General features: G+C 60.2%; 22 protein-coding genes. 2 read left to right on the forward strand and 20 right to left on the reverse strand.

The genetic code is table 11. The features are described 5' to 3' along the window. The gene (locus CRO46_RS00865) at positions 1 to 813 is read left to right on the forward strand and encodes a 2-keto-4-pentenoate hydratase (RefSeq protein ID WP_097104090.1); all 813 of its coding nucleotides are present in this window, start codon (positions 1 to 3) and stop codon (positions 811 to 813) included. 115 nt (positions 814 to 928) lie between these two features. On the opposite strand, the gene sufA is transcribed toward CRO46_RS00865, so the two are convergent. The 8 genes from sufA to CRO46_RS00900 all read right to left on the reverse strand — a co-directional run bounded on the left by sufA (position 929) and on the right by CRO46_RS00900 (position 8,220). Beyond that, entirely contained in the window at positions 929 to 1,318 is a 390-nt protein-coding gene (sufA, locus tag CRO46_RS00870) for a Fe-S cluster assembly scaffold SufA (protein WP_097104093.1), read from the reverse strand. 108 nt (positions 1,319 to 1,426) lie between these two features. Then, positions 1,427 to 1,816 carry an SUF system Fe-S cluster assembly protein gene (locus CRO46_RS00875; RefSeq protein WP_244577735.1) on the reverse strand — a complete coding sequence of 130 codons (390 nt, stop codon included), beginning with the start codon at positions 1,814 to 1,816 and terminating at the stop codon, positions 1,427 to 1,429. Positions 1,817 to 1,829: 13 nt separating this feature from the next. Then, a complete protein-coding gene (locus CRO46_RS00880; protein ID WP_097104095.1) occupies positions 1,830 to 3,068 on the reverse strand; it encodes a cysteine desulfurase in 1,239 nt (412 codons plus the stop codon). Next, positions 3,061 to 4,332 (reverse strand): Fe-S cluster assembly protein SufD, encoded by a 1,272-nt coding sequence (sufD, locus tag CRO46_RS00885; protein WP_097104097.1) that lies wholly within the window; start codon positions 4,330 to 4,332, stop codon positions 3,061 to 3,063. Before sufD ends, CRO46_RS00880 begins: the two co-directional genes overlap by 8 nt. Positions 4,333 to 4,375: 43 nt before the next feature. Further along, a complete protein-coding gene (sufC, locus tag CRO46_RS00890; RefSeq protein WP_097104099.1) occupies positions 4,376 to 5,131 on the reverse strand; it encodes a Fe-S cluster assembly ATPase SufC in 756 nt (251 codons plus the stop codon). Between the two features lie 67 nt (positions 5,132 to 5,198). Continuing rightward, on the reverse strand, positions 5,199 to 5,366 hold the full coding sequence (locus tag CRO46_RS19900) for a hypothetical protein (RefSeq protein ID WP_179758903.1): 168 nt from the start codon (positions 5,364 to 5,366) through the stop codon (positions 5,199 to 5,201). Between the two features lie 58 nt (positions 5,367 to 5,424). Beyond that, positions 5,425 to 6,894 carry a Fe-S cluster assembly protein SufB gene (gene sufB, locus CRO46_RS00895; RefSeq protein ID WP_097104101.1) on the reverse strand — a complete coding sequence of 490 codons (1,470 nt, stop codon included), beginning with the start codon at positions 6,892 to 6,894 and terminating at the stop codon, positions 5,425 to 5,427. 153 nt (positions 6,895 to 7,047) lie between these two features. After that, the gene (locus tag CRO46_RS00900) at positions 7,048 to 8,220 is read right to left on the reverse strand and encodes a cysteine desulfurase family protein (RefSeq protein WP_097106373.1); all 1,173 of its coding nucleotides are present in this window, start codon (positions 8,218 to 8,220) and stop codon (positions 7,048 to 7,050) included. 243 nt (positions 8,221 to 8,463) lie between these two features. Between CRO46_RS00900 and CRO46_RS00905 the strand changes: the two genes are divergently transcribed. Beyond that, a complete protein-coding gene (locus CRO46_RS00905) occupies positions 8,464 to 9,141 on the forward strand; it encodes an alpha/beta hydrolase (protein WP_097104104.1) in 678 nt (225 codons plus the stop codon). A gap of 133 nt (positions 9,142 to 9,274) precedes the next feature. Here the strand turns inward: CRO46_RS00905 and CRO46_RS00910 are convergent, their stop codons facing one another. The 12 genes from CRO46_RS00910 to nuoL form a co-directional block, all read right to left on the reverse strand. Continuing rightward, entirely contained in the window at positions 9,275 to 9,526 is a 252-nt protein-coding gene (locus CRO46_RS00910) for a hypothetical protein (protein WP_097104106.1), read from the reverse strand. Between the two features lie 90 nt (positions 9,527 to 9,616). Beyond that, positions 9,617 to 10,321, reverse strand: coding sequence for an ABC transporter ATP-binding protein (locus CRO46_RS00915; RefSeq protein WP_179758904.1), 705 nt, complete (start codon positions 10,319 to 10,321; stop codon positions 9,617 to 9,619). After that, positions 10,314 to 11,609, reverse strand: a complete 1,296-nt coding sequence (locus CRO46_RS00920) for a lipoprotein-releasing ABC transporter permease subunit (protein ID WP_097104110.1) — start codon at positions 11,607 to 11,609, stop codon at positions 10,314 to 10,316. The genes CRO46_RS00915 and CRO46_RS00920 overlap by 8 nt, the downstream gene beginning before the upstream one ends. Before the next feature lie 27 nt (positions 11,610 to 11,636). Next, entirely contained in the window at positions 11,637 to 12,980 is a 1,344-nt protein-coding gene (gene proS, locus CRO46_RS00925; RefSeq protein ID WP_097106375.1) for a proline--tRNA ligase, read from the reverse strand. 476 nt (positions 12,981 to 13,456) lie between these two features. Beyond that, complete coding sequence (locus CRO46_RS00930) at positions 13,457 to 13,690, reverse strand: hypothetical protein (RefSeq protein WP_097104113.1); 234 nt, start codon at positions 13,688 to 13,690, stop codon at positions 13,457 to 13,459. 74 nt (positions 13,691 to 13,764) lie between these two features. After that, positions 13,765 to 14,046 (reverse strand): DUF1467 family protein, encoded by a 282-nt coding sequence (locus tag CRO46_RS00935; RefSeq protein WP_097104116.1) that lies wholly within the window; start codon positions 14,044 to 14,046, stop codon positions 13,765 to 13,767. Between the two features lie 10 nt (positions 14,047 to 14,056). Then, positions 14,057 to 14,461 carry a methylmalonyl-CoA epimerase gene (gene mce / locus CRO46_RS00940; RefSeq protein WP_097104118.1) on the reverse strand — a complete coding sequence of 135 codons (405 nt, stop codon included), beginning with the start codon at positions 14,459 to 14,461 and terminating at the stop codon, positions 14,057 to 14,059. A 10-nt stretch (positions 14,462 to 14,471) separates the two neighbouring features. Further along, positions 14,472 to 16,142, reverse strand: coding sequence for a ribonuclease J (locus CRO46_RS00945; RefSeq protein ID WP_097104121.1), 1,671 nt, complete (start codon positions 16,140 to 16,142; stop codon positions 14,472 to 14,474). Positions 16,143 to 16,273: 131 nt separating this feature from the next. Continuing rightward, positions 16,274 to 17,017, reverse strand: a complete 744-nt coding sequence (locus tag CRO46_RS00950) for a biotin--[acetyl-CoA-carboxylase] ligase (protein ID WP_097104124.1) — start codon at positions 17,015 to 17,017, stop codon at positions 16,274 to 16,276. An 18-nt stretch (positions 17,018 to 17,035) separates the two neighbouring features. Then, the gene (gene nuoN / locus CRO46_RS00955; RefSeq protein ID WP_097104126.1) at positions 17,036 to 18,478 is read right to left on the reverse strand and encodes an NADH-quinone oxidoreductase subunit NuoN; all 1,443 of its coding nucleotides are present in this window, start codon (positions 18,476 to 18,478) and stop codon (positions 17,036 to 17,038) included. A gap of 20 nt (positions 18,479 to 18,498) precedes the next feature. Next, complete coding sequence (locus tag CRO46_RS00960) at positions 18,499 to 20,010, reverse strand: NADH-quinone oxidoreductase subunit M (protein ID WP_097104129.1); 1,512 nt, start codon at positions 20,008 to 20,010, stop codon at positions 18,499 to 18,501. Then, positions 20,010 to 21,995, reverse strand: coding sequence for an NADH-quinone oxidoreductase subunit L (nuoL, locus tag CRO46_RS00965; protein WP_097104131.1), 1,986 nt, complete (start codon positions 21,993 to 21,995; stop codon positions 20,010 to 20,012). The genes CRO46_RS00960 and nuoL overlap by 1 nt, the downstream gene beginning before the upstream one ends.

Consider the following 21,995-nt stretch of genomic DNA (forward strand, 5'->3'; position numbering starts at 1 on the left):
ATGTCCGACCTCACTGAAGAAAGTCGCGCTCTGGAAATCCTGAACGCTCGTCGCGACCGGCGGCAGATCGCCCGTGGCAATTCGGGAGACCTGACGATGGATGCGGCCTACAGGATCAACCGTCGGATCAGGGATCTGCGCACGAAAGCCGGCGAGCGCGTTATCGGGCGCAAGATCGGTTTCACCAATCGCACCATCTGGGACGAATACAACGTGCATGCCCCGATCTGGGGATACATGTATGACACAACCTTTCGGGACGTGGCGCCGAAAGAAACCTGCTTCTCTCTTGCGCCGTTTTGCGAGCCGCGGATCGAACCGGAAATTGCCTTCTGTTTTGCGCGACCCCCCTTGGCCGGAACAAGCGAGGAAGACCTGCTCGCCTCGATTGCCTGGTACGCGCACGGCTTCGAGATCGTCGATTCGCTCTACAAGGACTGGAAATTCGAAGCAGCCGACACGGTGGCAGCCTTTGGCCTGCATGGCGCCTATCTGTGCGGACCCCGCCGATACCTGAAGGACGAAGACCCCACGCGGCTGCTGGAAGCATTGCAGAGCTTCCAGATCGAGCTCGCGCGCGATGGCGAGACCATCGACATCGGCCAAAGTAGCAATGTTCTTGGCAGCCCCTTGACGGCTCTGCGGCACGCCATCGAGGTAATCGCGAAAGACCCCGATGCGGACCCCGTCGGCGCCGGCGAAATCATCACTACCGGTACCGTGACACGGGCATTCCCGATCAAACCGGGCGAGACATGGTCGACGCGTGTCACCGGCCTGGCACTCGACAATATGCGAGCCACGTTCACCTAGACCAGTTGAAACCCGCAACAGGAACCTGCCCCCAGGCAAAGAAATACCCGCAAAGTCAGGGACTTGCGGGTATTTCAGGAATCACATTCGCAACAGCTTGAATCAAGTGTTCAACTCAGTCGGTGCGCACCACTGCGTTGCCTTCTGCAGCCAGCCTTGCCAGATCAGCGGGCTTGAGCTCCACCGATTCTCCACAGCCGCAGGCAGACGTCTGATTCGGGTTGTTGAACACGAAGCCCGAGCGCAGCTTGGTCACTTCGTAATCCATCTCGGTGCCGAGCAGGTAGAGCACGGCTTCCGGCGCCACGAACACGGTGGCCCCGTCGCGCTCGATCCGGTCGTCCTTCTCGTTCACTTCGGTCGCCAGATCGATGGCATACTCCATCCCGGCGCAGCCACCCTTCTTGATGCTGACGCGGATGCCCTCGGCATTGTCCGATGTCTTCAGGATCGCATTGACCCGCTCGGCAGCAGCCGGGGTCAAGGTCATTACGTCAAAGCCCATTTCAGTCTCCTTCGGCAACACGGATTCAAGGCCCGCTGCTTCATATGCTGAATGTAGTGTGGGTTTATCAGGTTAACAAGTCGGCTGAATTGCCACCCGGGTGGCAAATCAGTACCAGCCGACCGCCACCTGCGCCTCTTCGCTCATCCGGTCCGGTGTCCAGGGCGGATCGAATGTCATCGAAACGTCGACCCCGGAGATGCCTTCAACCGTGTTGACAGCGTTCTCCACCCAGCCCGGCATTTCGCCGGCCACCGGGCAGCCGGGCGCTGTCAGCGTCATCTCGATCTTGACCATGCGGTCATCCTCGATGTCGATCTTGTAGATCAGCCCGAGCTCGTAGATGTCGGCCGGGATTTCGGGGTCGTAGACGGTCTTCAGCGCCGAGATGATGTCGTCGCTCAGCCGCGCCAGTTCCTCGCGCGGGATCGCCGATTCGGCCACGGAGGTTTCCGTGCCGGTTTCGGTCACGGTCTTGTTTTCGGATGCGTCGCTCATCGGCTTTGCTCCTTCAGGAAAAAAACGCCCGCGCCTTGTCGAGGGCTTCGACAAGCACATCGATTTCCACACGGGTATTGTAAAGGCCCATTGAGGCACGGCAAGTCGAGGTCGCGCCAAAGCGCTTGAGCAGCGGTTGCGCACAATGGGTGCCCGCCCGTACCGCCACGCCGGAGCGGTCGATCAGCATCGAGATATCATGCGCATGAACGCCCTCGATCTCGAAGGCGAAGATCGCCCCCTTGCCGCGGGCCGTGCCAATCAGCCGAAGCGCGTTGACCGCCGAGAGCTTTTCCAGCGCGTAAGCTGTCAGATCCGCCTCGTGTGCTGCAATCCGGTCACGACCGAGCTTTTCGATGTATTCGAGCGCAGCGCCCAGACCGATGGCCTGGACGATCGGCGGCGTTCCTGCCTCAAACCGGTGCGGCGGATCGTTGTAGGTGACATCGTCTTCGCTGACATCGACGATCATCTCTCCGCCGCCCATGAAGGGTTGCATCGCCTTGAGCGCGTCCGTCTTGCCGTAAAGCACGCCGATTCCCGACGGGCCGTAGAGCTTGTGGCCGGTCATAACGTACCAGTCACAATCAATCTCCTGCACATCCACCGGCATGTGCACGGCCGATTGGCTGCCATCGATCAGCACCTTGACGCCGCGCTCATGGGCGATGCGGCAGACTTCCTTCACATCGACCACCGTGCCGAGCACATTCGACATGTGGGTGACGGCAACCAGCTTCGTCCGGTCGGTCAGCGCCTTGCGAAAATCGTCAAGATCGAAATTGCCCTCATCGTCGACGCCGACCCAGACGATCTTCGCGCCTTGGCGTTCGCGCAGGAAATGCCACGGCACGATATTGGAGTGATGCTCCATGATGGTGATGACGATCTCGTCGCCATCCTCGATACGCGGCATGCCGTAACCATAGGCAACCGTGTTGATCGCTTCGGTGGTCGATTTGGTAAACACCACATTGTCGACCGATGGCGCGTTGAGAAACCGCTTCACGATTTCGCGGGCGTTCTCGTAGGCATCCGTGGCTGCATTGGAGAGGAAATGCAAGCCCCGGTGTACATTGGCGTATTCGTTCGAATAGGCGTGAGTGACCGCGTCGATCACCGCCTGCGGCTTCTGGGCCGAGGCACCGTTGTCGAGATAGACCAGCGGCTTGCCGTGAACCGTTCGCGACAGGATCGGGAAATCCTTGCGCACGGCGTCAACGTCATAAGCCTGAATCAGAGTATCAGCCATGGTCGGCAAGCCACTGTTCGATAAGCGTTTCCAGCGCCTCGACCAGGTCCTCGTTTTCCAGTTCGTCAATCAGTTCATCGACAAAACCGTTGACCAGAAGTCCGCGTGCCGTCTTCTCGGAGATGCCGCGCGCCATCAGGTAGAACAGGTGATTGTGGTCGATGTCGATCACTGTCGCACCATGGGCGCAAATCACGTCATCGGCAAAGATCTCCAGTTCCGGCTTGGCCGAAAACTCGCCGTCATCAGACAAAAGAAGCGTGTTGCAGGCCATCTGCGCATCGGTCTTCTGTGCCACCTGCGCCACCCGGATCTGACCCTGGAAGACGCCGCGGGCACGGTTCAGCACCACGTTGCGGACGATCTCCGAAGACGTCGTGTTGGGCACGTTGTGGCCCAGCGTCAGCGTCACGTCGGTGTGGCTGTCACCGGCCAGCAGGTTGACGCAGCGCAGATCGAGATGTGCGCCCTCGCCTGCGGCTTCCACATGCAGTTCCTGCCGCACCAGCTTGCCGCCGGCATTGATGACGAAAAGCTTCAGCTTGGCATCCGCGCCGAGCCGGGCATTGAGCTGCGCCAGCCGCTGATCAGCCTCTCCGCACCCCTGCAGGATGATCCAGGTCACATCCGCACCATCGGCGAGATCGAGCGTGGTCACCGCGCTCGACAGCCCGCTCTGACCCTTGTCGCCCAGATGCCGGTCGACGACGGTTGCGGTGGCCTTGGCGCCGAATCCGGCTGCAAAGCGATTGTGAACCTGCCCGCCGGACTGGGTCGACTGGATCTCGATGATCTCCTCGATCGCCTGGTCGGCAGCAACCGAAAAGCTGTAGCCGTCCATCACGAAGGCACCGTTGAGACGGCCGATCAGATCGTCGGCCCCGCGTGCGACCAGACGGCTGGCAGCCTCGCCGGACGCCAGAAGCTCCATATACGAGCTGAGCTCGAGGCCATCTGGCACACTGATATCGGCGCTCTGGCCCTGCACCAGGGGCAGCACCAGGCTGCCGCGGACAAGCGGATCGACCTGCTGCGCAGCGCCGCTGGCCTGACCGGGCACATCGCGCAGAAGGTTGCGCAGGTCGGTGTAGTGCCAGCTTTCAAGGCGGCGTGTGGGAAGCCCGTCATTGCTGATCGCACTGACCAGCTTGTCGCGGGCAGCAGTTACCGGCGCGTCACCGGGCAGTTGCCCCATGACTTCGGCGAAACTGTCCAGTATCGCCTTCTCTGCGGCGGTGTGTGGCGGCTTTGTCTGTATGTTCATGCCTGTCTCTCCTGAGCTTCTCGCCCGTCCGTTCGGCGTCACCTCAAGCGGCGGCTTCGATGATTCCGGCGTAACCATTGGCTTCCAGATCGAGCGCCAGGTCCTTGTCGCCGGACTTGATCACTCGGCCGTTGTAGAGCACGTGCACGGAGTCGGGCACAATGTGCTCGAGCAGGCGCTGGTAGTGGGTAATGACAACCACGGCCCGATCGGGCGACCGCAGCGCATTGACGCCATCGGACACGATCTTCAGCGCATCGATGTCGAGGCCGGAGTCGGTCTCGTCAAGCACGCAAAGCTGCGGCCCGAGCAGCTTCATCTGCAGGATCTCGGCACGCTTCTTCTCGCCGCCCGAGAACCCGACATTGAGCGGGCGCTTGAGCATGTCCGGATTGATCTGCAGTGTGGCAGCAGCTTCCTTGACCAGCTTGATGAATTCCGGCGTTTTCAGCTCTTCCTCGCCGCGCGCCTTGCGCTGCTCGTTCATTGCCACCTTGAGGAACTGCATGGTGGCGACACCGGGGATTTCGACCGGGTACTGGAATGCCAGGAAAATACCCTTGGCGGCGCGTTCGGAAGGATCGAGCTCAAGAATGCTCTCGCCATTGTACAGGATATCACCCTCGGTGACCTCGTAATCGTCGCGGCCCGCCAGGATGTAGGACAGGGTCGATTTGCCGGAGCCGTTCGGCCCCATGATGGCTGCCACTTCGCCGGCCTTGACCGTCAGATTAAGGCCGCGAATGATTTCCGTACCGTCTTCGGCGATGCGGGCGTGTAGGTTCTTGATTTCCAACATGTCGTAGTTTCCCAACTCGAATTCAAATTGTCTCTGGACCGGTCTCACTCCGGTCGGGCTGACTGTTTCACAGCCCTGCCATTCCTCGGATCACCGGCAGCACCGTAGCGGCGACAATCCCGACCACTGCACCGATCATCACCCGCACCAGCCTGCCGCCGAAACTTGGCGCCAGCGCCGACAGAACACCACAGATGACGGCGTACCAGGCGACAGCTGTTGCATCGATGCCCATCGGCCATGCTCCTGTCCTGAGGAGCGCCGGGCATGTACCCGGCCGCCACCCCTTGTGCTTAACCGACGCTGCCTTCCAGCGAGATGCCGATCAGCTTCTGCGCTTCGACCGCAAATTCCATCGGCAATTCCTGGATCACTTCCTTGACGAAGCCGTTGACGATCAGCGCGATGGCTTCTTCCTCGGGAATGCCGCGGGCCAGGCAGTAAAACAGCTGGTCCTCGGAAATCTTCGAAGTTGTCGCCTCATGCTCGAACTGTGCCGTCGAGTTCTTCGCCTCGATATAGGGCACCGTGTGCGCACCGCACTGATCGCCGATCAGCAGGCTGTCGCACTGGGTGAAGTTGCGCGCATTCGATGCCTTGCGGTGAGCCGAAACCTGGCCGCGATAGGTGTTGGACGAATGACCCGCGGAAATCCCCTTCGAAATGATCCGGCTCGAGGTGTTCTTGCCCAGATGGATCATCTTGGTGCCGGAATCGATCTGCTGATAGCCGTTCGACACCGCGATCGAGTAGAACTCGCCGCGCGAATTGTCGCCACGCAGGATACAGGACGGGTACTTCCAGGTGATCGCGGACCCGGTCTCGACCTGGGTCCAGGAAATCTTTGAGTTCTTGCCGCGGCAGTCGCCACGCTTGGTGACGAAGTTGTAGATTCCGCCCTTGCCGTCCTTGTCGCCCGGGTACCAGTTCTGCACCGTCGAGTACTTTATCTCCGCATCATCGAGCGCGATCAGTTCCACCACGGCCGCATGCAGCTGGTTTTCGTCGCGCTGGGGCGCGGTGCAGCCTTCGAGGTAGGAGACATAGGCCCCTTCCTCGGCAATGATCAGCGTGCGCTCGAACTGGCCGGTGTTCTTCTCATTGATGCGGAAATAGGTCGACAGCTCCATCGGGCAGCGAACACCCTTGGGCACATAGACGAAGGATCCATCGGTGAAGACAGCCGCGTTGAGCGTCGCATAGTAGTTGTCCGTCACCGGGACCACGGTCCCGAGATACTTTTTGACCAGCTCCGGATGCTCGCGCATGGCTTCAGAAATCGACATGAAGATAACGCCGGCCTTGGACAGCTCCTCCTTGAAGGTCGTCACGACCGACACCGAATCGAACACCGCATCGACAGCAATCTTCGACTGCTGCACGCCAGCCAGAATTTCCTGCTCGCGTAGTGGAATGCCGAGCTTCTCGTACACCCGCAGCAGTTCCGGATCGACATCGTCGATCGACTTCGGACCTGTGATGCCCTTGGGCGCCGAGTAGTAGTGAATGTCCTGGAAATCGATCTTCGGATAATCGACACGCGCCCAGGTGGGCTCTTCCAGCGTCTGCCAGCGCTTGAACGCGTCAAGCCGCCATTCCAGCATCCATTCGGGCTCTTCTTTCTTGGCCGAGATCATCCGGATGGTGTCTTCGGTCAGGCCCTTTGGCGCGGTATCGCTTTCGATGACGGTTTCGAAACCGTATTTGTACTGATCCACGTCAATCTGACGCACCTGATCAATGGTTTCCTGCACTGCAGGCATGGCGCTCTCCAATCTCGCCGGGTCAAGGCCGGTGGCTTGTTAACGTCGTGTGATGTGCCGATCATGGCTCACCACTATGTAGGGTGGGACAGCTGTCCCTGCTATGTCACTCGCGAAATTTCCTGGCTCGCGAATTGAATTTTTTCACTCACATCAGGCGGCAACCGGTGCCCTCTTGCGCGCCATCCGCCGGGTATTAATCGCGGTGAAGGCCTTCAGGAACCGCTCAACATCATCTTCCGTGTGATCATGGCCCAGGCTGACCCGGATCGCCCCCAGATCTGCATCAGCGCCCATCGCTGAAAGCACGTGGCTGGTGCCGATCTTTCCCGACGAACAGGCAGCTCCTGCCGACACTGCCACACCTTCCATGTCGAAGGCGATCTGCGCCGTTTCGGCCTTCAGGCCGGGGAGCGAGAAGAAGCAGGTATTGGCAAGCCTGTCGACCGATGCGCCGTGGATGATGACATCGGGCGCAAGCTCTCTGAGCCGGGCTTCCAGATGGTCACGAAGCGCCGCGACGCGCTCGATACCGGCCAGAGCTCCCCGCGCCATTTCCGCTGCCGCCCCGAAGCCTGCAATGCAGACCAGGTTTTCAGTGCCGCCGCGATGGCCCTTTTCCTGGCCACCGCCACGCAGCAAGGGCGCGGGCATCAGGATCTCGCCGGCACTGACCAGCGCGCCGATTCCCTTTGGTCCTCCGAGCTTGTGACCCGACAGGATCATGAAATCCGCGCCCAGCGCTTCAAGAAAAAGCGGCAGGCGGCCAGCAGCCTGGACTGCGTCCACGACCACAAGGCCATGGCGGGCCTTGACGATTTCTGCTGCCTCACGGACCGGCTGAATTACGCCGGTTTCGTTGTTCGCCAGCTGCAACCCGAGCATGGCTTGGCCGCTCTCCGGGTCATGTGTAGCCAGCGCCTCGGAAAGCGCCGCCAGATCAAGCCGGCCATTGTCGTCGACGGGCAGAACGGTGACCTGCTCCGGTGCAAACCGTCCGCCCTCAAGCATGGCGGGATGCTCAACCGCCGATACAAACAGCCGCGAGACGCGGACCGGCGACCGGCCCATGCGGAATTCCGGCGTCAGCACATGGTTGGCAGCTTCCGTGGCGCTCGAGCAGAACACGATCTGTGCCGCGGGAACGCCGCACAGCCGCGCCACGGCGTCACGCGCGCCGCTCACCACGGCGCGTGCCTTGCGGCCTTCCGCATGAACCGAAGACGGGTTTCCAATGAGCGCCATCGCATCGACCATCGCCGACCGTGCATCCGCAAGAAGCGGTGCAGTCGCGTTGTAATCGAAATAAAGACGCCCAGTAGCCATTGTTTCGTTGCCTGCGGATCCCGTCTGCCGTGATGGCGAACGCATTTTTCTTGAATTTTCCGTGTCCGATGCCGTAAGACACACAAACTTTCAGCGATCACGCTGCAGTTTCGAACGATTCTAAACTAGGTTCTAGGGAGCCGCCCCGCCTCAGTCAAGTGTCGGACGCGATATCCACCAGCCCGCCGGCACTTACAGACCTGTCGGCAGGCTGCGCGAACCCAGCTTATGCATGGAGTATCAATGCCTGAAGTTATTTTCAACGGACCAGCCGGTCGTCTCGAAGGCCGCTACCAGCCGGGCAAGGAAAAAAGCGCACCGATTGCCATCATCCTGCATCCACACCCGCAGTTCGGCGGCACCATGAACAACCCGATCGTCTATCAGCTGTTCTATATGTTCCAGCAGCGCGGGTTTACGACTCTGCGTTTCAATTTTCGTTCGATCGGCCGCAGCCAGGGTGAATTTGACCATGGCGCCGGAGAACTCTCCGATGCTGCCGGCGCGCTCGACTGGGTGCAGAGCCTGCACCCCGATTCGAAGAGCTGCTGGGTTGCCGGCTATTCCTTCGGCGCCTGGATCGGCATGCAACTCTTGATGCGGCGGCCGGAGATCGAGGGCTTCTTCTCGATCGCGCCGCAGCCGAACACCTATGACTTCTCGTTCCTGGCGCCCTGCCCGTCCTCCGGCCTCATTATTCACGGCGATGCCGACAAGGTGGCACCGGAAAAGGACGTCAACGGCCTGGTTGAAAAGCTCAAGCTTCAGAAGGGGATCCTGATCACCCAGAAGACGATTCCAGGTGCCAACCACTTCTTCACCGGCAAGACTGACGAGCTGATGACCGAATGCGAGGACTATCTTGACCGCCGCCTCGCCGGCGAGCTCGTGCCCGACACCGCAGCCAAACGCCTGCGCTAGAGACTTCTGCATCAAACACGCGAGAGAGGCATGGCGGAGAGATCCACCATGCCTTTTTTGCGCAGCGCGGCAGCGGCACGTTCCCAAATACGAGTCAGTCCCCATCAGGGAAGATGACCCGCTTCAGTTTGCCTCATTTGGTTCTGTCTGGTCCGCCGGTGTGGTCTCTTCTGGTTACGGAGACCGGGTCGCTGGCCGGGAATGTATCCTCGAGGCCGTCGTCCAGCTCGTCATCAAGCTCTTCGTCAAATGTCCGCGGCACGGATTCGCCCTCCGCGGCCTTGATGGCCGCTTCGCGCGTCGAATAGAATGGAGAGCGCCGGCCGTCGATCACATAGACCCAGCCATCGTCGCGATTTTGAAGCTCGTAGTTTGGTTTTGTCATGTTTCCACCTTTCACTGCCCAACTCGTGCAGCGCCACATGGTTCCATCAGACAAAGATTTTTCTCAAACGACAAAAGCTGTCCGGTCTCGTCAAGAGAGTTCGACCACCTTGCTGTCCGCGAGTGTCACCCTGCGGTTCATCAGGCTCGCCAGCTCGTGGTTGTGAGTGGCAATGACTGCGGAGAGACCCGATTGCCGCACCAGCGCGTCGAGTGCTTCGAACACATAACCCGCCGTCTCCGGGTCGAGATTGCCTGTCGGCTCGTCCGCCAGCAACACCAGCGGTGCGTTGGCGACCGCGCGCGCAATCGCCACGCGCTGCTGCTCACCGCCGGAAAGTTCGGCGGGCCGGTGGTCAGCGCGATGCCCAATGCGCATGTAGTCGAGCAGCTGCTCGGCCCGCTCCTTAGCTTCTGGCATTGGCAGTCCTGAGATCAGCTGCGGCATCATGATGTTTTCAAGCGCCGAGAACTCCGGCAGCAGATGGTGGAACTGGTAGACGAAGCCGATCTCCGAGCGCCGGATCGCCGTGCGGCGGTCGTCCGGCAGGTTACCACAGGATTCGCCGTCGACCAGGACATCGCCTTCGTCGGGATGCTCGAGCAGGCCTGCAAGATGCAGAAGTGTGGACTTGCCGCTGCCTGATGGCGCCACCAGTGCCACGGTCTCCCCGGGCCACAGGCTGAAATTTGCTTCGTCCAGAATCGATATCTGGTTGTCGCCCTGAATGAAATGACGGCTGACATTGACCAGCTGCAGTGCCGGCGTGACCGCATTGCCCATCGCATCACTCATAGCGCAGCGCCTGTACGGGATCGAGTTTGGAGGCCCGCCACGATGGTATCAGGGTAGCGATGAATGACAGCGCCAAAGCCACCACCAGCACGACAATCGTCTCACCCGAATCCATGTCCGCCGGAAGCTGGCTGAGGAAATAGAGTTCCGGATTGAACAGCGTGGTTCCCGACAGCCAGGAGAAGAACTGACGGATGCTCTCGACGTTCAGGCACACCACGACTCCCAGCAGAAAGCCGGCGATGGTGCCTGTGACACCGATTGCAGCACCGGTCATGAAGAAGATCCGCATCACAGATCCCGAGGTCGCGCCCATGGTGCGCAGAATGGCGATGTCCCTGCCCTTGTCCTTGACCAGCATGATCAGCCCGGAAATGATGTTGAGGGCGGCCACCAGGATGATCAGTGTCAGGATCATGAACATCACGTTGCGCTCGACCTGCAGTGCCGAAAAGAAGGTCTGGTTGCGCTGCCGCCAGTCGCTGATGAAAATCTGCCGCTCTGCCGCAGCCTCCATCAACGGCCGCATCGCGTCGATTTCCTCCGGCTGCTCGATGAACAGCTCGATCGACTGAACCATGCCTTCCGAATTGAAATAGAGCTGCGCTTCTTCGAGTGGCATATAGATGATCGAGGCATCATACTCCGACATGCCGATCTCGAATATCCCGGACACCGGATAGGCCTTGACCCGTGGATTAACGCCAAACGGTGTCACGTCACCTTCAGGCGCCACCAGGGTGATCATGTCGCCGGCGCCGAGTCCGAGCGACTGCGCCATCCGCGAGCCGACCAGCACGCCTTCCCCGGCAGTAAAGCCAACCAGGTCACCAGAGCGGATATTGTCGGACACGATCTTCATCGACTCCAGATCCTCGGTGCGTATACCCCGGACCAGCGCGCCGGTCCCTGCCCCCCCGACGCCGGAAGCCAACGTCTGGCCTTCGACCATCGGAATCGCATTCAGCACCCCGTCGACCGCCTTGAGCCGGTCAGTCAGCGCTGCATAATCGTCAAGCGGGCGATCGATCGGCTGGACGATCATATGTCCGTTGATGCCCAGAATGCGGGTGATCAGCTCGCCGCGGAACCCGTTCATCACCGCCATCACGATGATCAGCGTGGCAACGCCCAGCATAATCCCGATAAAGGAAAAACCAGCAATCACCGAGATGAAGGCTTCCTTTCTGCGCGAGCGCAGATATCGCCACGCAACCATCCGCTCAAAGGCCGAAAATGGCCGGGCGCTGGGCGGCGCAGAAACATCAATCGTGTCCGCATCGGTCATGGATCTATCCTTTGGACCATGCTTGACCTACCGGGCTTGCGCGAGGCGGTTGATCGCCGCTTCAATGGAAAGCGTCTCGCGCTCGCCGGTCGCCCGCACCTTGATTTCCACATTGCCATCGGCCACCGCACGTGGTCCTGCGATCACCTGGATCGGCAGGCCGATCAGATCGGCCTTGGCGAACTTCGCCCCGGCGCGTTCATCCGTGTCGTCGTAAAGCACTTCCAGTCCGGCATTCTCAAGAGCGGTTTCGAGCTTCTCACAGGCCGCGTCACAGGCCGCATCGCCGGGCTTCATGTTGATCAGGCCGACATCGAAGGGCGCCACGCTCTGCGGCCAGATAATACCGTTCTCGTCATGCGAAGCCTCGATGATGGCGCCGAGCAGGCGCGACGGACCAATGCCGTAAGACCCCATCGAGACAAAATGCTGTTTGCCGTCAGCGCCCTGGACGAATGCATTCATCGGCTCGGAATATTTCGTGCCGAAATGGAAGATATGGCCGACCTCGATGCCGCGGGCGGACACGCGGGCTTCCTCGCCCAGCCCATCCCAGGCCTCGCGCGCCCACGCTTCCTTTTCCATGATTTCATCGGTGGCGGCAAAGGGCGTCGTCCATTTCTTGACCACCGCTGCAACCGCAGCGTCATCGTCGTAATTCATGTCCGCACCAGGCACCTCGAACGCCTCGAAATCGCGGTGACAGAACACCTGGCTTTCGCCGGTGTCAGCCAGCACGATGAATTCATGGCTCAGGCTGCCACCGATCGGACCGGTGTCGGCACGCATCGGAATCGATTTCAACCCGCAGCGTTCAAACGTGCGCAGGTAAGACACGAACATCCGGTTATAGGCGGCAGCAGAAGATTCATAATCGAGATCGAAGGAATAGGCGTCCTTCATCAGGAACTCGCGGCCGCGCATGACGCCGAAGCGGGGCCGGCGTTCGTCGCGGAACTTCCACTGGATATGGTAGAGATTGAGCGGCAGGTCCTTGTAGGATTTGACGTAGGAGCGGAAGATGTCGGTGACCATCTCCTCGTTGGTCGGCCCATACAGCATCTCGCGGTCGTTGCGGTCATTGATGCGCAGCATCTCCTGGCCGTAATCATCGTAGCGGCCGCTCTCTCTCCACAGGTCGGACGGCTGCACCGTCGGCATCAGGATTTCAATCGCCCCTGCCCGGTTCTGCTCTTCACGGACAATGTTGCAAACCTTGTCGAGCACGCGCTTGCCAAGCGGCAGCCAGGAATAGATGCCGGCAGACTGCTGCTTGATCATTCCGGCACGCGCCATCAGGCGGTGGGAGACGATTTCCGCATCCTTGGGATTTTCCTTGAGGATGGGCAGAAAGTATTTGGACAGACGCATTGGATGATCCGGTTTGACTACAGCCTTGACGGCCGATTCGGGCAAAAAGAGGATTGTCCCGACGACGGTCAGGACTCATGCGTTCTTATCCGCTTCGCTCGGCAAAGAAAACCCGTACACCAAAGACGTAGCGGCCGCGCCACTTGCTTGAGGCACTAATCCTTTCGTAGCAAACAGCCCAGTCACAAAACGCGTGACAAGCGGTCCGCATTGGGCTAAACAAAGCCCACTAAAGAGGCAAGTCTCATTGGGAGTTGCCCAATTCGCGGTCAAAGTCTTGGGAGGATAGGATCTCAGGCGCGCTTTGCTCGCAGCCCCCGGGCAACCGGGAAAAAGATCACGCGACACCTGAACAACAAGGCTCCGAGCCTTGTTTTTTTTTGAACACATGCCAGCAGTTTCTTGCTCTGCGCATATGCAAACGGCCCCGGCGACCATCACCTGGTGCCGGAGCCGTTTTCAGACTGTTCTGTCGATCAGTCGGAGCTGCGATTGCCCTTGCCGAGTTCTCTTTCGGCGCGCTCGTCCTTGTCCATCTTTTCGAGGCTTTCGATCACGCCGTCATCCGGCGTCTGCTTGACATCGGGAACCGCGTGGCGCTGGTTGCGCACGTTGCGCTGGTCGTTGCCCTGGAGCGCGTTGTCGCCCATCTTGTCCTGGGCCAGGTCGGTTTCGGTCAGGCGATCGGATTGCGTCTGTGTCTTGGACATTCAAGCCTCCATCGGAAATTGCTATGCAATGACCAACGGAGGTCAAAGCGCAAAGTTCCATGGAGCATGTCGGATCAGTCGGCGGCAGGCTTGAAGTCGGGCGAAAGCGCGACCAGGTCGTCAAGCGAATACCCGCCGACCACAGTCACGAGAAAATAGGCGGCAAACACCGCGCCTGATATCAGTGTCGTCCGCCAGAAGATCGGGGAAAACCGAAAATTCGCCGGCGCGCTGTGTGTCGTGCCCAAAGTCACGTCCCCGGCATCGGCCTGACTGCGGGCCGAGAACGGCAGCACCGTAAACAGCACCACCCACCAGATGATGAAATAGATCGCAAACCCTGTTCCAAACCCCATGGACGCGCTCCTAGACCTGCTCGAGTTCGATCAAGGTGCCGTTGAAATCCTTGGGATGCAGAAACAGCACCGGCTTGTTGTGCGCCCCGATCTTTGGTTCGCCATCGCCCAGCACCCGTGCGCCTTCGGCTTTGAGGCGGTCCCGCGCTGCCAAGATGTCCTCGACCTCGTAGCAGAGATGATGCATGCCGCCCGATGGGTTCATGGCAAGAAACGCAGTGATCGGCGAGGCCTCATCAAGCGGCTCGAGCAATTCGATCTTGGTGTTGGGCAGATTGATGAAGACAACCGTTACCCCATGCTCCGGCAAAACCTGCGGTTCGTTCACTTCGGCGCCCAGTATGGTTCGATACTGCGCGCTTGCAGCCGCAAGATCAGGCACTGCAATTGCTACATGGTTCAGCCGTCCAAGCATGATCGTCCTCTTACACCTTGGTGACGAACACCGTCACCACAGGTTTCTTCCCCCATACCTCGTTTGCCGCAGCACGAACAGAGCGGCGAATTGCCTCGCGCACCCCGTCGATGTCCTTGCGGCGGCCGCGCGGAATGCTCTCCACCGCGCCCAGCACCGAATCATAGAGAATATCTTCCATGTCGTCGCCCTCAACATCGAAGGCCGGCAGGCCGATTGCCGAGACCACCGGATCGCGCTGGAATTCAAAGCGCTGATCCAGCACCACATTGACCGCCACATGACCGGCAAAGGACAGCTTGCGGCGTTCAGAGATCCCCATCTCGTCGTAATCGCCAATCAGCTGGCCATCCTTGAAAATACGGCCGTGATGAGCTTCGCCGATCACTTCCGGCGCGCCCGGCGCCAGCCGCAGGATGTCGCCATTGCGCACGCGTGGCGTCATTGAGATTCCGGAGGCCTGCGCCAGCTCCGCCTGCGCGGTGAGATGGGCTGCCTCGCCGTGCACCGGCACAAGGATCTGCGGTTTGACCCATTCATACATCTGCACCAGCTCCGACCGCCGCGGGTGTCCCGAAACATGCACCAGCGCCTCGCTGTCTGTGATGATCTTGATGCCCTGCTCGATGAGGCCGTTCTTGATGTCGATGATGCCCTTTTCATTGCCCGGAATGGCGCGCGAGGAAAACACCACCGTGTCACCCGACGCCAGGGCGACATTGCGCATCTCGTCGCGCGACAGCTTGGCAAGCGCCGCCCTTGGCTCGCCCTGGCTGCCGGTAAGGATCACCACCACCTTGTCGCGGGGGATATAGCCATACTCGTCTTCGGCCAGGAACTCCGGAATACCCTCCATCATGCCGAGGTCTCTGGCCACATTGACCACCCGCTTGATCGAGCTTCCGAGAAGAAGAACCTCCCTGCCCGCATCACGCGCAGCCTCCGCAATCGAGCGAATGCGGCCGACATTGGACGAAAAGGTGGTGATGGCCACCCGGCCTTCGGCCTGCTCGATGACCTCGCGCAGCCCGGCGCTGATTTCCTTTTCCGACGGTGAGACCCCATCGCGCATGGCGTTGGTGGAATCGCACATCATCGCCAGGATTCCCTCCTCGCCCAGTTGCCGGAACCGATGCTCGTCGGTCAGCGGTCCAAGCGACGGCGTGGCATCGATCTTCCAGTCACCGGTATGGATGAGATTGCCAAGCGGTGTCCGGATAGCGAGCGAGAACGGCTCGGGTATCGAGTGATTGACGGCCACCGGTTCAATCTCGAACGGCCCGGCGGTAAACCGTTCGCCCGCCTTGAACAGGGTAACCGGCACTTCCGCCCGGGTCCGCTCATAGGCCCGCTTGGCCTCCAGCATCCCGGCCGTGAAGGCCGATGCGTAAACTGGCACGTTCAACCGCGGCCAGATCTGCGCCAGGCCGCCGTAATGATCCTCATGCGCGTGCGTGATGATGATCGCCTTGAGCTGTTTCCCCAGGCTCTTGACGAAATCGATATCGGGCAAAATCAGGTCGACCCCCGGCAGCTCCGGTCCGGGAAACGTGACGCCGCAATCGACCATGATCCATTCACGCTGCTTGGGCGAACCGTAGCCGTAAAGCGCAAGATTCATCCCGATTTCGCCGACACCGCCGAGTGGCACGAATACGAGATCCTGGTCTTTCTTGGTCATCAACTATCCTGTCTGATCATTTCGCAGCCGCGCCAAAAGCCGGGTTTGCCGTTCAAGGTCGCAGCACACATGAGAATGTGCATGGTTTTCATCTGGGGCCGCATCGGGATCAAGGTGAAAGCCATGCGTTTTCAGGCAAAGAACACGTCGCCTGAAGCGATCATCTGTGTCTCGCCGTCAGGCATTGCAAGCATCAGCCTGCCTTCGTCGTCTATTCCGTCAAACAGACCATGGATTTGCCGGTCTGGCAAATTCACTGTCACCGGCCTGCCGATCCCGTCGGCGCGCTCGATCCAGGCCTGGCGCACCCGGGAAAGACCGCGGCCCTCGTCCCAGTCCTTCAGCGCTCTGTCCATCGAAACAGCCAGCCGCGCAAACAGCTCCTGTGGTGTGACGGCACTGCCCTGATCCGCAAGGCACGTCGAAGGGTAAAGCCCGGTATCCGGACGGTGCGCGACATTGACGCCGCAGCCGATTACCACCGCTCTTTGCCCATCTGCCAGCTGTTCCGCTTCGATCAGGATTCCGGAGGTCTTGCGGCCGTCGATAAGCAGGTCATTTGGCCACTTGATCTTGAGCAGGCCACGTGGCCGTTGCGGCAGGACCGCAGCCACCGCATCGAAAACCGCAACAGTGACAGCAAGGGGAAGGCTCGCAAGCGCCTTCGACGGCCCCGGGTTGATGAGCAGGAGTGACGAATAAAGATTGCCCGGTTCTGATACCCAGGTCCGTCCCCTGCGACCGCGACCGCCGGTCTGCCGCGTGGCGGTTACCCACAATCTGCCGGGATCACCCGAACGTGCCCGCTCCATGCATTCCGCGTTGGTGGATGCCACATCCCCCAACGCGATGTGCCGGAATTCCGGACCTCTCATATGGCGGGCCGCGCCATCTTAGAAGAACGTCTTCGCCGCCACGTCGGCGGCCAGACCCAGCGGGTTGCCGACAACCACGTAGAACAGCACGAACAGGCCAGAAATTCCGAACACCAGCTTCAGCTCGCCTGCCACCGGCGCGAACGAACCATCGGGCTCGTCAAACCACATGATCTTGACAATCCGCAGGTAATAATAGGCACCGACGACAGAGGCGAGTACCCCGATGATGGCCAGCGCATAGAGTTTGGCTTCGATTGCCGCGACAAAGACGAAGTACTTGCCGAAGAAACCTGCCAGCGGCGGAATGCCTGCAAGCGAGAACATCAGGATGGTCAGCATCAGCGCCATGAACGGATTGGTCGAGGACAGTCCGGCAAGATCGTCGATCTGTTCGACATTGCCGTCTTCCTTGCGCCGCATGGCGAGAATGCAGGCGAATGTGCCCAGCGTCATGACCATGTAGATCAGCATGTAGAGGATCACGCCGCGCACACCGGCCTGGCTGCCGGCGGCAAGACCGACCAGCGCGAAGCCCATATGCGCGATCGACGAATAGGCCATCAGACGCTTGATGTTCTTCTGGCCGATCGCGGCGAAGGCGCCAAGTCCCATCGAGCCGATCGCGATGAAGACGACGATCTGCTGCCAATCAAGCGTCACCGGCTCGAACGCCACGATGACGATGCGGACGAACAGTGCCATGGCGGCCACCTTGGGGGCTGCGGCAAAGAAGGCAGTGACCGGTGTCGGCGCGCCCTCATACACGTCCGGCGTCCACATGTGGAACGGAACGGCGGAAATCTTGAAGGCAATACCGGCAAGCAGGAAGACAAGGCCGAAGATCAGGCCAAGCGACCGTTCGCCGCCGGCAATAGCAGCGGCAATCTCGTCAAAGCCGGTATGGCCGGTGTAGCCATAGACCAGCGATGCGCCATACAGCAGCATTCCCGACGACAGCGCGCCAAGCACGAAGTATTTCAGGCCCGCTTCCGTCGAGCGCTGGCTGTCGCGGTTGATCGCGGCTACCACGTAAAGCGCCAGCGACTGCAGCTCGAGACCCATGTAGAGCGCAACCAGATCGTTGGCCGAAATCATCAGCATCATGCCGAGTGTCGCCAGAACGAACAGCACCGGCAGCTCGAACTTGTCGATCCGCTCCGCTTTTGCGTGACCGACGGTCATCACCATGGCGGTAATCGCCCCGATCAGCGCCAGCACCTTCATGAAACGCGCGAACGGGTCGGACAGGAACGCACCGTTAAAGGCCTCGCCATTGCCGGTCACCAGCACCAGCACCAGGCCGGCCATGATCAGCAATGCGACCGCCAGGCCGTTGACCAGCGTCACCGACTTCTCGCCGGAGAACACACCGATCATCAGGAGCACCATCGCGCCCACGGCCAGCATGAGCTCGGGCACGGACAGCTGAAGGCTGATTGAGAGAATTTCTGGCGTCATGGTCCCGCAGTCTCCGTAGCTCAGTTAACTGACAGCGCGAGATCGCGCGCTGCCTGCAGCGAAGCCGTGTAGTTGTTGATCAGTGCGTCAACCGAAGCTGCCGTCACATCAAAGATCGGCGCCGGATAGACACCAAAGAGGATTGTCAGCGCGATCAGCGGATAAAGGGTCGCCTTCTCGCGGCCCGACAGGTCGAGCATGGCCTTGAGGCTTTCCTTCTCCAGCGCGCCGAAGACGACGCGGCGGTAAAGCCACAGCGCATAGCCCGCCGACAGGATCACGCCGGTAGTGGCAAACAGCGCCACCCAGGTGTTCACCCGGAACACGCCCATCAGCGTCAGGAATTCACCGACAAAGCCCGAGGTGCCGGGAAGGCCGACATTGGCCATGGTGAAGATCATGAACGCCACCGCATATTTCGGCATGTTGTTGACAAGCCCGCCATAGGCCGCGATTTCGCGGGTATGCAACCGGTCATAGACAACGCCCACGCACAGGAACAAGGCGCCCGACACCAGACCGTGGCTGAGCATCTGGAAGATGGCGCCCTGGACGCCCTGCTCGTTGGCGGCGAAGATACCCATGGTGACAAAGCCCATATGCGCCACCGATGAGTAGGCGATCAGCTTCTTGATGTCCTCCTGCACCAGCGCCACCAGCGAGGTGTAGACGATGGCAACGACCGACAGCACGAAGATAAACGGCGCGAAGTCGGCGGAGGCGATCGGAAACATCGGCAGCGAGAAGCGCAGGAAGCCGTAGCCACCGAGCTTCAACAGAATGCCCGCCAGGATCACCGAGCCCGCGGTCGGCGCTTCGACGTGGGCGTCGGGAAGCCAGGTGTGAACCGGCCACATCGGCATCTTGACGGCGAAGGAGGCAAAGAACGCCAGCCATAACCAGGTCTGCATCTCAGCCGGGAAATTATGCGCCAGCAGTGTTCTTATGTCGGTCGTGCCCGCATCCCAGTACATCGCCATGATTGCCAGCAGCATCAAGACCGAGCCGGCAAGCGTGTAGAGGAAGAACTTGAAGCTCGCATAGACGCGGCGCTTGCCCCCCCAGACGCCGATGATGATGAACATCGGGATCAGGCCGGCTTCGAAGAAGACGTAAAACAGCACGATGTCGAGCGCGCAGAACACGCCGATCATCATGGTTTCCAGCACCAGGAAGGCGATCATGTATTCCCGCACGCGGGTCTCGATCGAGTTCCAGCTTGCAAGGATGCACAGCGGCATCAGGAAGGTGGTGAGGATGACGAACAGCATCCAAATGCCGTCCACGCCCATGGCGTAGGAGAACATCGAACCGGGGAGCTCGATGGTTTCCACCATCTGGAAGCCTGGATCGCGGACATCGAAACTCGCCCAGATCAACAGCGACATCACGAAGGTTGCCGTCGTCCCCAACAGCGCCACCTGGCGGATGTTGCGCCGTCCGATCTCGGTGTCGTCCTTGATTGGCAGCAAGAACAGCACGCAGATCAGAGGTATGAAGGTGACAACTGACAGTAGTGGCCAATCGGTCATCAGAACGCACTCCCGAGCATCATCCATGTGACAAGCGCTGCAATTCCGATCAGCATCACGAAGGCGTAGTGGTAAAGAAATCCGGTCTGCAGCCGGGTGATCCGGCCGGTGACATCCTGGACGCGCGCGGCGATGCCGTTGGGGCCGAAGCCGTCGATGACGCGCACGTCACCCTGTTTCCACAGGACGGAGCCGAGCCATTTCGCAGGACGGACAAAGATGAAGTCGTACAGCTCGTCGAAGTACCATTTGTTGAGCAGGAACTGGTAGAGCATCTGGTGATCCTCGGCCAGGCGCTTCGGTGTCTCCGGCGAGCGGATGTAGAAGTACCAGGCCGAAACCAGGCCGATAAGCATCGCCACGAACGGGCTCAGCTTTACCCACAGCGGCACGTAGTGGAACTCCTCGACTATGGTGTTGCCCGGCAGGGTGAACAGCGCACCCTTCCAGAAGGCGTCGTAATCATGTCCGAAGAAGAACTCCTTGAACACCACGCCCGCAAGCAGCGCGCCGACTGCAAGGATGAACAACGGCACGAGCATCACCGGCGGCGATTCATGGGCGTGGTGCATGACGTCTGCCGATGCCCGTGGCTTTCCGTGGAAAGTCATGAAGATAAGCCGCCAGGAATAGAAACTCGTGAACAGCGCCGCGATCACCAGCAGGCCGAAGGCAACGCCAGCAGCCGAATTCTGGGCCACGAAAGCCGATTCGATGATGATGTCCTTGGAGAAGAACCCGGCCGTGCCGATCAAGGTACCAGGAATGCCGACGCCGGTCAGCGCAATCGTGCCGATGATCATCATCCAGTAGGTCATCGGGATCTTCTTGCGCAGGCCGCCCATGCGGCGCATGTCCTGCTCGTCGGAAACGGCATGGATCACCGAACCGGCACCGAGGAACAGCAGCGCCTTGAAGAAGGCGTGTGTGAACAGGTGGAAGATCGCGCCGCCATAGGCGCCAATGCCGAGCGCCACGAACATGTAGCCGAGCTGCGAGCAGGTCGAATAGGCGATGACGCGCTTGATATCGTTCTGCACCAGCCCGACGGTCGCGGCGAAGAAAGCCGTGATCGCGCCAATCCAGGTCACGACGGTCAGCGCATCCGGCGCATATTCGAACACCGGCGACATGCGGGCAACCAGGAACACGCCGGCGGTGACCATGGTCGCGGCATGGATCAGCGCCGAAACGGGCGTCGGGCCTTCCATCGCGTCGGGAAGCCAGGTGTGCAGCAGGAACTGCGCCGATTTGCCCATCGCGCCCATGAACAAGAGCAGACAGACGCCGGTCAGCGCATTGGCCTTGTCGAGATGCATGCCGAACAGCGTGATCACGGCGTCACCAGGTTCTGCGCCTTCGGACGGAAGATAATCGGCCACCCCGGCAAAGATCGCATCGAACGAGGCCGAGCCGAACAGCACGAACAGGCCGAATATGCCGAGCAGGAAGCCGAAGTCACCAACACGGTTGACGATAAAGGCTTTCATCGCCGCCGCATTGGCCGAAGGCTTCTTGTACCAGAAACCGATCAGCAGATAGGAGGCCACGCCCACGCCTTCCCAGCCGAAGAACATCTGCAGCAGATTGTCCGAGGTCACCAGCATCAGCATGGCGAAGGTGAAGAACGAAAGGTAGGCGAAAAACCGCGGACGATGCGGATCGTGGTGCATGTAGCCGATCGAATAGACGTGCACCAGGCAGGATACGGTGTTGACCACCACCAGCATCACCGCAGTCAGCGTGTCGATGCGAAGCGCCCATTCGACATTGAGCGAGCCGGAATCGATCCAGCGCATGATCGGCACACGGATCATCTCGCCATCGCCCATGGCAACGGCCAAGAACGCCACCCAGGACAAAAGCGCGGCCACGATCAGGAACAGCGTCGTGACATATTCCGACGCCTTGGCGCCGATGGCACGGCCACCGAAACCTGCGATCAGCGCGCCGATAAGAGGAAGAAAGACGATAGCGTGGTACAT

It is taken from the genome of Parahoeflea halophila (genome assembly GCF_900220985.1).
Classification (GTDB): Bacteria; Pseudomonadota; Alphaproteobacteria; order Rhizobiales; family Rhizobiaceae; genus Hoeflea; species Hoeflea halophila.